Raw genomic sequence first — 12560 nt, 5'->3', positions numbered from 1 at the left:
GAAAGCGCGGGTCATATTGCCTCCGACCAAATCACCAGTCGGATCATGGAATCAGAAATCGGACCGTAACGGAATCCTCAATCCGATTCCGAGTTCAGTGGACGTGCTCTAATCGCAGAACTGTTTATGGTATCCACTTTGGCGATATCCGATTTGCAGGGTGATGCATACCTTACTGATGTTTGGAATGTACTGCACAAAACGGCTGATCCTCTTACGAGAACAGGTAGGTCGCAATCTTGGCAGGATTTTCTGAAAGGCCTGCTGCAGGATAAAATAAAGTACAAACGTCGTAATTATAACGGAAAATGGCGGCGATATACGAATGATTTGTCATTAGATCAGGTGCTGAATTTACAAGAGTTATTCAAACTTCTGGAGAGCAATTCGAACTTTAAAGCCGTCGATTTCGTGGAGGGATTTTGATGTCGGAAAAGAAACCTTGCAACGGTTTGATCGCCCAACTGCTGAATCCTCTCAGCGATCCTCGTGTAAAGGCAATCGTTGACGAAGCCCGAAAAGAATACAATGAAAGGTTTGAACCCTAACGATAAAGCCCCTTGATTGGGGCTTTTTTGTAGACTCCGATCTATTGGACGGCCAGCACGGCGCTTGGTATCGCGACCGTGTCAATCACACAGGAACGCAGCCTACAAATACAATCGCAGGCTTGGATGCACTCATTGCCACCGTAAACGACCCGTGGGCATTGCAGCCGATTGGTATATTGATTGCTGGTAATGCCGGGTGGGGTGGTTTCCCGGCTCCTCCTACTAATAAAGAATATAGATATGTAATGCTGACTGCTGGATTTGCCGGAGCAGGGCAATATAACGCTGGTATTCTAATTGAAGAATCCACTACCGGATCGTCACCCAACATTACGTCAACAGCGAAGATAAATATGCCCGCATCACCAATGCACGGCATAACAGTGCGGCTGATCAATACCGAACGTCGATTCTTGAGACCGGGAGCGCCGGGAGCGCTACAGGATAGCCAAAACAGAAGTCATACGCATCACGTCAATGACCCCGGTCACGCTCACTCCGTCAATTTGAATCCGCTCAAAGGACCGTTTAATGGCGCTAACCAAGATGTAGGTCCCGGTTCAGGTGGTTCTAACTGGTACAATGTCGGTACTTCAGTAAATGCCACCGGGATATGGTTATCGGGAGACGGTGGTGATGAAGCCCGACCACGTAGTATGGGTGTCGATTATTATATGCGGATTATCTGATCAGATTTTCCAGATGGTATCAAATTCGGCAGGTGTCTTACTTAATGCGCCTGCCAACCAAACAACGAATTCATCATCGCGTCTAAACCAATCAGCATATTCCCAAACCGTTGCCAGACGTGCGTTAAGCGCGATGTCATCAACTTCATCAATCAATTTGGAAACGGTGTTTGGAAAGATTGCATTAGCAATTAGCAAGTTTCGAAATTCGACGGGTGATAATGGAGGATAGTGTGCAAGGCGTTCTTCTGTAATGCGCATTGCCTCTATTTCATCCGCATATGCGACTGCATAAGTCGCTAAGTCATCTGTCGATGGTTGCTGTACGGGTACGTTCCATTGGTAAATGATGGCAGGAGAAATGCGTTTTGACGAGTTGTGTTCGACTTGATGCATCGTCCAATAATCATAACCGTGTACCAAATCAGGATACATCTTACTAATTATCAAAACGATATCGTTGCTCGACAGATCGTGCGGGTAGTTCGTAAAATCGATATCCATATTAAAATCCTAAAATTATTGATTACGTAGAGTGACGGCGCGCAGGTTGATAACGTTCGTTCCTCTTGATGATCTGAGGCCTACAAGAACATAAGGGAAAGGGGCGTCCGCTAATCTGTCGTTATAATTTGGATCGACCGACCCAAACTCCCAAACACCAGAGTTATGAGGGCATTGTGCGCCTCTACCGGCAAAGGCTTCATCAAGATAACCGTGCACGCCTGTCCATAAACGACCAGCGTCAGTTAAGGCCATTCTTTGATTACCGTTGTTATAATACCATCGGAATGTCGTATCCGTATTATGCCCACCCCTCATTGACCATTGGTAACCGGATGATTGATCGTATTTCTGGAAACTCATTTCACCATTTTTGACAGTCAAATTAGTTGTTAAAGAGTTTCCGGCTGTTAACGAACCGTCAGCGTTGAGAGTGATCGAACCAACAGTAAGACTACCGGTCATCGTATCGCCTGACTTGGAGACCTTTGCTGCTAGCAGTGCATCCAAGCCTGCGATTGTATTTGTAGGCTGCGTTCCTGTGTGATTGACACGGTCGCGATACCAAGCGCCGTGCTGGCCGTCCAATAGATCGGAGTCTATACCTTTTCCGCTTCCGTAGTCTGCGATTGTGACAACGCGTGAACCACCCTGCGAAAGCGAACCTGTTACCGCTGTATTGCCTGTAATATTGGTCGCTCCTGTTACGGAAAGATCACCTCCGACTCCCGCACCTCCTGCAGAAATCGTCAACCCACCAGCCGTAATTTTCAAACCACCATCGGAAATCGTTGTCTCGGACGAAAACGTTTTGCCAGTCATCGTAGTCGGTAGCCGAGCGTTATTGAGAGTACCTGCTGAAATATTCGAAGCGTTGATATTGGAGATATTCGAACCGTTGCCTTCGAAAGCAGTAGCCTTGATCGTACCTGAATAATTCGAAAGATTGGATGACGACTGCAGAATATATCGAGTACCATCATACACTAAGTCGACTGGCATATTCGCGATAATATCACCTGCCTGTAGGGGTGTTCCATCATTACGAACGACGGAGACAGCACCAAGCGTATTCAGGTTGATCGTTGATGCACCGGTATTGGTGACATTTGCAAAAAACGAGATACGCTTGCCTTTGGTAATTTCCAGCGGTTGTTCAAACGATATCGCATAGACGTTCGCAGAACCTGTCGATGTATAGACAGGATTGGTTGAAACATATTCGCGTTTTACTGCGCCGCGAATGTTCCTGATAATAGGGGCGATTGTGGATGGTTGATAGCCACCTTGCACACCGTCAGGCGATGCTGACGTGTTGCCGCCATCCAATTCGGTCCATTTATTATTGCTGATATCTACCATTTATTGTTCTTCTTATTGGCGATTTGATATCAGTATTTATTGCCGCAAATCTTGCATATAATCGCGTATAGCGATCTTGAGAGATTGATCCGCTGTCTTGTTATAAATGTTGGTCAATCTGCTGATTGCGCCTTTACTCGTGCCGGTATTCAGGCCAGCCATCCATTGCAGTGTTTCCGGCGATGAAAACAATTTGTTGGCATAGCGCTTCCCGGCTTTATCAGCGCCATATTTGAGTACCGGTATAAGCAATGCGGATGGTGATGCAGTCGCGATAGCGCCAGCAATGGACGCGGAGTTTACAAAGTTGTCGAGTTGGGTGGATAGGTGACGTGCGGTATTTGAATGGTTTTTTGTGCCTGCGTATTGCACAAGGTTGCGAGATACTTCGACAATCTGTTCCATTGATTTACGGAGTTCGTTGCCGTCCTTTGTCATATAGAGCGCGGTCTTGGTTTCTTTCGGAAGTGAGTCCCAATCCGCGATCAAACGGGAAGGGGAGAAGTTACCGGAATTATCTCTGCCAAGTTTCTGAAAAACACCTGAACCGATTTCCTTTACGGCATCATCACCGCCTGCAACGCGTGCTTGACGGACCATTTGGGTGATCTTGCTTCCGGCATTTTTACTACCGGAAATCATCATCTTGTAGGCGGCTTCAGGAACCTGTTTGCGCAGAATTTCATCGGAAATGTTTTGGGAAACAAGGTTGCCGGGGTTTTTGGTGCGCGCCGTGAAATTATTGGCTTTGCGCATTGCCTGAATGACTTCTTCACCACCTTTTTCAGCGGTGGCTGTCATATCGTCGGTCAAAGACTTGTAGAGATTGCGGTAGAGTTGGCCTTCCCTTGTGGGCAGATTTCGATCAAAAGCGATATCACCAATCGCCGTACGTGCTTGCTTCAAGGTATCGAATGAAGCACCTGCCTGAACATCTGCGACGATTGCCTCGGCCTGTTTGATTGCGGTTTCATAACCACTACCAGCATTCATTTTCGCGGACTGGCCAAGTTGCTTGTATTCTTCGCGGGTGGTTTTGAGGAACTGAGCCGTGTTCGGAGCCTCAGCGGGAATACCCTGCGTCAATCGACCTACGTCATCGTAGAGTTCATTCTGGCGGTTATTAACGATAGATTTGAATTCACTGGCGCGTTGCTGGATCGTGTCACCAGCCTCTGCAGCGGATAGGTTCCGGCCACCTGTGGTACGGTCGATCACATCGTCAAATCGCTTGCCTACATCATCGTAGATCTCGCCAACGCGATTAGACATTATCGAATTACCGGACAGACGGGATTGCTCTCGTGACGCGGCAACTGGACCACCGATCATACCTGGAGAAGGCGAAATACCGATATCTTCAAATGATTGCAGTCGTTGTGCGGCCTTGGCGGCGTCATCAGCAGGGGTTAACCCACCAATTAATCTGGATGGGCGTACAGCATCAACGGCTTTTCCTACGCCTCGGCCTACCGCGCCACCTATAACGGTACCACCCACTTCGCCTGCTGCACCGATCCCGAAATCTTGCAGCGAATCTATTGCCTGCTCACCGGTCGAACGGGTGTCCTGATTGCCGAAGATTAGATTAGCGCCGCGTTGATAGAGGTCACGAGCGGCTGCATACCCTGTTCCGGCTCCAGTAGCACCAGCGGCGAGTGCGCCTGTGGTGGTACCGACAACCGGGACAACAGAGCCTGCGCCTGCACCAGCTGCTCCACCAAGAATACCACCACCGACCGCACCGACCGTACCTACGATTTCTGGAGCGGCATCACCGAAGTCACCCCACGAAGGAACCCACGATTTAACATTGAAAACCATTGCACGATCAGTTTCTGGATCGCGCATAATGAATTGATCGGTTCCGACCGGCTGAGCATCGGGATAGTATTTGCGAAGGGCGGCAAGACGGTCTTCTGGTTTCGTCAATGCACCAACTTCGAAGCGAACCGATGTTGGCACCTCTTGCCATACATCCGAAACATTGATCGGTGTCTGGTCGTCGTAATAGGCGGTATCACCTTCAATTCTTGACCAAGGTGCGGCAGGTTCGGTCGGTTGATTAGGATCGTAACCGTCTACATATTCGTAGTCATCGGGATTGAGGCCTTGTTCGATCAATAGCTGTCTATCGACATCGGCCAATGTATTTTTCGCTGCAGGCGGCGCGGTATCGCCAAACATCACCGACTTAATTTCTTTTTTCTTCTTATTTTCGGCCATTTAAAAATCTCGAATTATGCTCGGCGTGTAAATCCGCCAAAACCTGCCATTCCCCCACGTCGTTTGCGAGGATCTTCGTCATCACTATTTACGAGAGATTCCGAAAACTGGATTTGAATTGGCGTCGATCCGCCGATGCGCCCGCCCTGTAATGGCGCGATGGTTGGGGTGCTATCTGCGGCGGCGAGTGCGGCGGCGAAACCACCAAGCCCTTTGCCGATGCTATCCTCACCATCGAGGTCGAATCCCCATAACTGGCGAGTTCCGTCTTCAGCGGTTTTGACACCTAATGCATCGTCAATCCCGTTACGTATACTGCGACCAAAGCCAGCCAAACCGGTTATTTCCTTGCCGTTTTTATCAAGCATCCGTGGATCAATATTCGGATCAGGGGTAGTGGCAGGAATTGTCGCTGTAACAGTTTGCGCAGGTGTATTTGATTGCGTTGGTTGATATGAAGCGACTATTTGCGCTCCATCATCTCCGCCAAACGATTTTGCGGCTTCAGCGGCGTAGCGTTCGCGGTTGCTATACCCGTGGCCAGCCGTTGGATTATCCCACTTGAAATATTGGGGCCTTTCATAAGATATCATTGCACGAGTTGCTGACGGAATGTCCGTCGCACTACGAAGCAAATCACCTGAACGTTTTTCGACGCCATTTAACTCGTGGTGGATGAAGTCCAGTTGCGTATCAAGATTGTAAACATCACGGTCAGATGCCTTCGCGAATCGATGTAAGTTAACTGCGCGATCCTGATTCCACTGGCCAATACCGATACTATCCGATCCGTCTCGTCCGTCGCCACGGTTACGTGCACCGGTACTGAGGCTAGACTCTTGCATCAAATTTCCTACGATGCCTGCCGCTTGTGCGTCGGAATATCCGTATTTTTGTTTTAGATAATTGTATGCGTATTGCGCATTCCGGTTCTTCGCTATCGCCATAATTACCCCCTCGGCCTTAGATGAGCAGGAAGTTGGCGCTGTCTGGATAATGGCATATTGGATTGAGTGCGATTGCCGTTGTCACCAAATACGTTATTCGAAATATCGTCAGCCGATAGATAGTTTCCTCGGAAACCCTTTAGAGTCCCGTTTTGGTCAAAGTAATTCAGTTTATTGATGTTCTGTTGGCTGTTCGATTTGAGCATTTCTGCAAGTGCTTTAACGCGCTTGACGTTCTCTTCAACCGGTAGATTTGGATTGAATGCGCGGGCCATAATCATTTCACCTTCTTTTTCGGTGAACTGTGCTCCGAGGACTTGTCGTAGCGTTCCCTGAACCACTTCATATGTCTTCTCGCGAGCGATTGTACCGTCAGGATTTAAATACGGTTTCAAGAAGGCGGGCGCATTTTCGAGAACAATGTTTCCAGAAGCACTCGGTGTCGTTTCGAGGATTCGGATTGTTTCATCAAGCTGAGCGATTTGCACCTGATTGCGGTTATAATCAGCGGCTGTAGTCTCGTAATTTTTGCCGAATTCCTCGTCGCGCTTCTCCTCGCCCTTTGTCAACTCGGGCATCCCACCTGCGCCACCGGCTCGCTTCTTGTCATCAATACGAAGCGTATTAATGACGGACTGATCAGTTACTACATTACCAGACGTATCGAGCATTGCGGTACGACCAGTTGCTGGATCGAATACCTGCGTATATAGCGCGCCTTCCGGCGAGTAATATGTTTCGCCCTTTTGATAATTAACTGGCTTAACGTTCGTACCGAGAAGTTCTTGTGCTGCTTTAAATTCACCGATTTCGGCGTAAAGACCGGCGACTTGTTGCCTTTGTGCGGACGATAATCCATTTGGACCTGCATCTTGATAGATACGAGCAATCTGCGCCTGTACTGACTTCGACTTCTCGCCTTCGGCCAGTGCAATTTCATTCGCACGACGCTTTTGGTCAAAAACAGCGCGGTCCTGTGCGGCCTTGTCGTAATTCTCACCAGCCTTACCATAAGCACCGATACCTTTACCAAGGGCTTCCGCCCAATCTGGCGTACCTGCGCCGAGGATCGCGCCACCGGCTTGCAACATACCGTTCGACCATCGTTTGCGGTCTTCTGCGTCCTGCAGCCCGAGGAAATCCCAAAACGCATTCGATTTTGTTTCTGGTTTTGCTACTCCAGCAGGTGCCGATGTTGCTGGATCGCTATAGGTTTCGCCTGTCAGAACGTAGGCCATTGGCGAAGGGGCAGGATCGACCTGTTCGTCCTCTACGAGCAGAATAGGGTCGGGTGTAAGACGTGTTTTGCGGTCAGCGACATATGCGGATGGCTGTTCTGTGCGAATAGGTGCAGGCGAGGCGGCTCCAGCAACTGCGTTATTGCGACCTATCGTGATCGCGTCTCTAAAAGCCGTGCGATCTCGTGCAGCGTCTTCTCGTGCATATTGATCTTGCAAGCGTTCGCGCTCCATTTCTGCGCGAATTGCTTCTTCCTCCTCACGTTTCTTACGTTCGATTTCCTGAATGTAATTAGGTCGGTTTCCCGTTAAAAAATCCCAAACTGATGCCATTAATGTATACTCTCTAAATCTGTAAATGTATCTGGATGGACGACCTTATAACCGGCGTATTCGCTGACAAGATCAGGACGGATATCTTCAACTTCCTGCGCCATTGGGCCGACATAAATCTCGTCATCGCCGACGTAATTGTACGAGTACATATCCCAACCGTTGATACTTTTACCGATGCGGATGATGTTCTCTTTTAGTCGCTTATCGCAGAATAGGCCGAGGCCTGCTGTGGCGAGACCAAGGATATTCGATAGCGCGCTATTACCCGGCTGCGTCGTTTGCGATGATTGATTATTGTATCCGCCGCCATTCAGGATATTCGCGAAATTCGATAACTGAATAAGCGGGCCTTGCTGTTGTGCATCCCACTGTGCGATCTGACCGTTCAATACTTGCTGATTATACGCATCCTTCTGCGCACCAATTTGACCGATGATTTCAGCCGGTAGAAGTGAATTCTGATAAATGTTGCCCGCGTTATTCGCTGCGTTGAGTTGCGTATTAGCCGCATTCTGATTTGCAGCGGTACCTGCATTAGCGGCATTAAGCGCAAGGTTTGCGTTGTTCAGGTTGTTCGATACACCCTGATTATATGCGTTGGATTGCTGGCCGAGTAGCGACGAAAGGTTGCTGATCGACTGCTGATAATTACTGCCGAGACCTTGTGCACCCGCCATTTGGGTATTTGCATTCTGCGCATATGCATTACCGAGGTTATTTGCTGCCGATATCTGATTATTCACACCTTGATTGTGATTGTTCGATAGCAGATTATTAGCCTGCAACATCGAATTGACATCGTTGTTGTACTGGTTGGCATACATATCGGTTGCAACCTTGGACATCTGCTGCGCAGCCGTTCCGGTCGCGTTGTTGATCTGGCTTGCAAATGCTCCTGAACCAGAACGTCCAAGGGCAGCGGCCTGACCACTAAGCGTAGGCAAGGTGCTGTTTTTGAGAATATCCGCGATGGATTGCTGACTGTTCGCGATGTTTTGCTGGAGGTACGGGTTGTTTCCGATGTTCGCGCCGGAGGCCGTCGCAGCAAGGTTTGTATTCGTTGGGTTAGCACCCTGTGCTGCGCCAAGCGCGGACTGCGCAGCGCCTACGCCGGGATTGTTCGAATTAGCGATATTCGAATAGATGTTGTTGGTCGGGTTCTGACCGTTCTGAACCTGCCCAATCAACGCGGCCAAGCCGCCAGCCGATGGATCAGTGCCAAGGTTCAAGCCACCCATTAAATTGCTATAGGTCTGATTGGCCTGCTGGTTCGCGCCACCGGTCTGGATTAGGTTGTTTGTCGCAGTAGCTGCGTTCCCCAACATTGCATTGTTCGTCGCGTTGTTTGCGGCGTTCGCGGCCATCTGTTGTGCTTTTTGCGTTTCGGCAGATTGACCAGCGACTGTGGGCCCCTGCCAGACCTGCGGCTGACCGTTTTGTAATGCGGTATTATACTGCGAATAAACGCTTTCGAGGTACGGTTTTGCGCCGCTCCAAGGCTCAGTCTGGGTCGTCTGTGTGGTCGTTTTCGGGGATGATGCCATCGAAAAATCTCGTGAGCAGGTAGACCCTGCTTTCTTGTTGTTTTGTAGTATTTATAGAGAAACCGAGCGGCTCCAGCACGCGGGTCCAGCCCTTGCGGCCAAGTAGGCACATCCCGATAGCGCCGTGGGTCTTCGCCCAATCTTCGACTATGGATTGTCCTGAAAGAATGTCGGATAGGTCACCTGACGCGATGCGAATAAGGCACCAGTGCGTATCATCTTCGAGATTGATGACGATCTGAACTACGGCGATGGAGCCATTATTGACCCACATCACCGCTTCGCGATTATCCAATAGTTTCAGGATTTCGTTTTCGGTTGTTCCGTCATTCGCGATATCGATGACACGTAAGATCTTTTCGCGGAATCGACCGTAGGTTTCGATTGCATCTTCGGCTGTATCAACTCTGCGGATCATCACCGAACACCTGAAATGACGTAATCGAAAATACCAGTGCCAGTTATGACGATTTGTGCCTGACCATCGTTCAACGTTGATATGTAATACCGTGCAGTAGATGCTGCGGTATCACGCGGGGACAATACGATTACGGACCCCGGATATATCTTCGGATTTTGCAAAACGATGGTGCCAGATTCAGCTACAGTAATTGTACCGGTTATGTCGGAAACTTGACGGATAGCTGCGTTGATCGCAGTTCGTAGATTTGATTTATCATCGATATTGCTAATGGGATGGATTGTGGTCATATCAACGACCTCCCGCTGGAACGGCGTCGATTTGAATAGCGGATATTTTGTCCCAATTGCCGCTAATCGTCATACGTATAGAATGATAACGCGCTTGAGACCGAACATAGGCATAACCTGTTGCGTTGGTCGTGGAGGAGGGGTTACTCCAGTTCAATCCCTCGTTGGGGAGTTGTTTACTGCCAATCGTAATTTGGGCAGTGCCATCTGATTGATAGACCGGCCTAACAGCCGTTACAGTCGCACGGTCGGTCTTGGCATTATCAAGTGATTGGCTTATCTGGATTTCGGCGGTCTCTATTACTGCGGGCATCTGAGGTCCGGTGAGTGTATAAACCTTGCCACTTACGTCCAACCCCCAAACGACGGCATTACCACCCGTCCATATGTTGCTATCAAACGATGCGGGAACGTTATCGATGGAGCCGTAAATATCGAGGCCATCGAGTGTCATTGGCTGTGATTGTGATTGAAATAGATACGTCGAACGTGCATCAGAATATGACCATTCTTCCGTGACGTAGTTATAAATTAGAGATTTATCCGGTTGGGAATTAATTGCGGATTTTGATGCATATGTCCAAATAATCAGCGGCTCGGTTGGGTCAGCAACAACTGTCATCAAGTGCCAAGCATTAGTATCTGCATCATCTGCAAAATAGCGGTCGATCTTGCCTGCACCGATGGCGGCGATGTTGCCTTTGCTGAAACTGTAAAATCCGTCACCCGAATAAAAGTACGTGATGCCGTCAACAGTGATCACAGATGATGCAACGGAACAGCCTCTGCCTTCGACAACGGTAGAGAATTCAAAAATCCAAGGCGTTCCGATGTAATGCTGACGCACTATGGCGTTTTCACAAAGTACCCAAATGTCCTCGTCAGCGATAAGGCCGGTAACCGCACCGACGTTTCTTAAATCCTGATAATCGGCTTGTGTTGCTTGAGAAAAAGACCAGTCGAGAGGATTGTTTAAGGCCGACCATCTTATACGAGATGGCTGCGCTCCATCGAACGCATCGAACGTGTTGGCAACGACAACAAAACCGCGATGAGATACGATATGACGGCCTCGTACAAGGGTTGTCAAATCAGTGAAATTATCGTTTTCATCCATATTAATGTACTGGATGTTGTCTGAATAATTCGTGGTTATGATTGACGCGGAATATTGGATAGAATTCCATCGTTCTTGCTCGGTGGTCGTATAGCCACCTGTTCGTGATTTAATCTGCCAGTTATTTGTCGCTGGATCGAAGAGATATAGATTGCTTGTGGTGCCTGCGTAAACTCTCGCATTGCCCAAACTATCCGCGCCGAGCATCATACCGCGAGCAGGAGTATCAAGTGACGAAGACGCATACAGTGATGCAGATTTCAGCGGCATATAGGTAACAGTGCCTTGAGCATTCCCTATGGCAGGTGAGACGTTCTTTGCGACTTTAAGGCCGGGATTTGCAAGGTCGGCTGCGTCCGGTCGCCAATGTGGGAGAGGGATGTCTATTACCAATGCGTCACCTCTCTCTGGATCGGATTGGTAACGGTAGTGCCTTGCTTATGATCTTCAAGAAGCGCATTAATCGCTTCCATCATCGACGCTTTTGCATCCTGCTCGGCTTCGGCATCTTTCGCCCATTTGTATAGGCGGGAGAGGACACCGTAGAGATAAACAGAAGGATAAAACGTCAGCAGCCAGTTCGTATTATCAATGGAAGAAAGAGCCGGAATACGCGCGTAATAGGCGATGGTGGCTTTATTCAACTTATCGATAGATCGAAAATTTAATTGATTGCCGGATTGGTAATATGTGATCTGATCGGGGTAGATCTTGTTATCGAAAATACCAACAGGGGTGGGGGTCACACCATCAACAGATATTGCTCTTGTCTTGATGTGATTGGCAGGCAACGTAACCGTATTACTGGCATTGATGTTGATGGTGGTTTCGGTTTCCGCACGATAGTGGATGAGAAATGGCGCGATATCGGATTCTGCCAATCGGATAAACAAATCAATCGGAGCATCTGAACGAAGCGAATAATCTTGTACTGCGGTGACAAGTTGCTGATAGGTGCCGATCATCAGAGCACCAAGTTATTGGTTCGGACTTTTGCATAATCACCGTCATTAAGACGGCGTTTGAGCCGGTCGGGATCATCAATTATCCCTTCTTTTTTCCACTCGTGGTACAAACCGATTGGGATATTGGCAGCGCGTTCTAAATCAGAAAGTTTGCTGGTTTCGCTGAAATCTGCGGCGGCTTCGGCGTTTTCTGCAAATACTGCATCGAGTGACAGATAGTATGTTTCGATGTGGATACCGTCGCTGCGTCTTACAAGGTCAATGCGATAGTCTGGTGTCCATTCCCAAATGATACGATCTCGACCTACAAGATCATCAAGGGCGAAGTTATGTGTTTCCATCAATGTACCTGATAATGTTGTTTTTATCA

General features: G+C 48.7%; 13 protein-coding genes. 2 read left to right on the top strand and 11 right to left on the bottom strand.

What is annotated here, in order from left to right:
* The first annotated feature begins 126 nt into the window (after window positions 1–126).
* Both PH605_RS21865 and PH605_RS21860 read left to right on the top strand, forming a co-directional pair.
* Window positions 127–426, top strand: coding sequence for a hypothetical protein (locus PH605_RS21865; protein ID WP_142845994.1), 300 nt, complete (start codon window positions 127–129; stop codon window positions 424–426).
* A gap of 244 nt (window positions 427–670) precedes the next feature.
* Window positions 671–1240 (top strand): hypothetical protein, encoded by a 570-nt coding sequence (locus tag PH605_RS21860; RefSeq protein ID WP_142845995.1) that lies wholly within the window; start codon window positions 671–673, stop codon window positions 1238–1240.
* On the opposite strand, the gene PH605_RS21855 is transcribed toward PH605_RS21860, so the two are convergent.
* The 11 genes from PH605_RS21855 to PH605_RS21805 are packed head-to-tail and all read right to left on the bottom strand — an operon-like array spanning window position 1241 to window position 12531.
* Entirely contained in the window at window positions 1241–1744 is a 504-nt protein-coding gene (locus PH605_RS21855) for an XkdW family protein (protein WP_142845996.1), read from the bottom strand.
* 15 nt (window positions 1745–1759) lie between these two features.
* Window positions 1760–3106 carry a hypothetical protein gene (locus PH605_RS21850; protein WP_142845997.1) on the bottom strand — a complete coding sequence of 449 codons (1347 nt, stop codon included), beginning with the start codon at window positions 3104–3106 and terminating at the stop codon, window positions 1760–1762.
* Window positions 3107–3142: 36 nt separating this feature from the next.
* Window positions 3143–5332 (bottom strand): hypothetical protein, encoded by a 2190-nt coding sequence (locus tag PH605_RS21845; RefSeq protein WP_142845998.1) that lies wholly within the window; start codon window positions 5330–5332, stop codon window positions 3143–3145.
* Window positions 5333–5346: 14 nt separating this feature from the next.
* A complete protein-coding gene (locus PH605_RS21840; RefSeq protein WP_142845999.1) occupies window positions 5347–6279 on the bottom strand; it encodes a phage tail tip lysozyme in 933 nt (310 codons plus the stop codon).
* A gap of 2 nt (window positions 6280–6281) precedes the next feature.
* Window positions 6282–7850, bottom strand: a complete 1569-nt coding sequence (locus PH605_RS21835) for a hypothetical protein (protein WP_142846000.1) — start codon at window positions 7848–7850, stop codon at window positions 6282–6284.
* A complete protein-coding gene (locus tag PH605_RS21830) occupies window positions 7850–9397 on the bottom strand; it encodes a tail fiber domain-containing protein (RefSeq protein WP_142846001.1) in 1548 nt (515 codons plus the stop codon). The genes PH605_RS21835 and PH605_RS21830 overlap by 1 nt, the downstream gene beginning before the upstream one ends.
* Window positions 9354–9815 carry a hypothetical protein gene (locus PH605_RS21825; protein ID WP_142846002.1) on the bottom strand — a complete coding sequence of 154 codons (462 nt, stop codon included), beginning with the start codon at window positions 9813–9815 and terminating at the stop codon, window positions 9354–9356. Before PH605_RS21825 ends, PH605_RS21830 begins: the two co-directional genes overlap by 44 nt.
* Entirely contained in the window at window positions 9815–10108 is a 294-nt protein-coding gene (locus tag PH605_RS21820) for a hypothetical protein (protein WP_142846003.1), read from the bottom strand. The genes PH605_RS21825 and PH605_RS21820 overlap by 1 nt, the downstream gene beginning before the upstream one ends.
* Before the next feature lies 1 nt (window position 10109).
* On the bottom strand, window positions 10110–11618 hold the full coding sequence (locus tag PH605_RS21815; protein ID WP_142846004.1) for a hypothetical protein: 1509 nt from the start codon (window positions 11616–11618) through the stop codon (window positions 10110–10112).
* Window positions 11612–12190, bottom strand: a complete 579-nt coding sequence (locus tag PH605_RS21810; protein ID WP_142846005.1) for a phage adaptor protein — start codon at window positions 12188–12190, stop codon at window positions 11612–11614. The genes PH605_RS21815 and PH605_RS21810 overlap by 7 nt, the downstream gene beginning before the upstream one ends.
* Window positions 12190–12531 carry a hypothetical protein gene (locus PH605_RS21805; protein ID WP_142846006.1) on the bottom strand — a complete coding sequence of 114 codons (342 nt, stop codon included), beginning with the start codon at window positions 12529–12531 and terminating at the stop codon, window positions 12190–12192. The genes PH605_RS21810 and PH605_RS21805 overlap by 1 nt, the downstream gene beginning before the upstream one ends.
* Window positions 12532–12560: the final 29 nt, after the last annotated feature.

It is taken from the genome of Agrobacterium sp. CFBP 3001 (assembly GCF_027871605.1).
Lineage (GTDB): Bacteria > Pseudomonadota > Alphaproteobacteria > Rhizobiales > Rhizobiaceae > Agrobacterium > Agrobacterium leguminum.
The sequence above is the reverse complement of the archived record's forward strand: the minus strand, read 5'-3'. Positions and strand labels throughout refer to the sequence as shown.

Coding starts and splice junctions, on each gene's coding strand:
- PH605_RS21865 (WP_142845994.1), top strand. CDS start 127: ATGGTATCCACTTTGGCGATATCCGATTTGCAGGGTGATGCATACCTT.
- PH605_RS21855 (WP_142845996.1), bottom strand. CDS start 1,744: ATGGATATCGATTTTACGAACTACCCGCACGATCTGTCGAGCAACGAT.
- PH605_RS21850 (WP_142845997.1), bottom strand. CDS start 3,106: ATGGTAGATATCAGCAATAATAAATGGACCGAATTGGATGGCGGCAAC.
- PH605_RS21845 (WP_142845998.1), bottom strand. CDS start 5,332: ATGGCCGAAAATAAGAAGAAAAAAGAAATTAAGTCGGTGATGTTTGGC.
- PH605_RS21840 (WP_142845999.1), bottom strand. CDS start 6,279: ATGGCGATAGCGAAGAACCGGAATGCGCAATACGCATACAATTATCTA.
- PH605_RS21835 (WP_142846000.1), bottom strand. CDS start 7,850: ATGGCATCAGTTTGGGATTTTTTAACGGGAAACCGACCTAATTACATT.
- PH605_RS21830 (WP_142846001.1), bottom strand. CDS start 9,397: ATGGCATCATCCCCGAAAACGACCACACAGACGACCCAGACTGAGCCT.
- PH605_RS21825 (WP_142846002.1), bottom strand. CDS start 9,815: ATGATCCGCAGAGTTGATACAGCCGAAGATGCAATCGAAACCTACGGT.
- PH605_RS21820 (WP_142846003.1), bottom strand. CDS start 10,108: ATGACCACAATCCATCCCATTAGCAATATCGATGATAAATCAAATCTA.
- PH605_RS21810 (WP_142846005.1), bottom strand. CDS start 12,190: ATGATCGGCACCTATCAGCAACTTGTCACCGCAGTACAAGATTATTCG.
- PH605_RS21805 (WP_142846006.1), bottom strand. CDS start 12,531: ATGGAAACACATAACTTCGCCCTTGATGATCTTGTAGGTCGAGATCGT.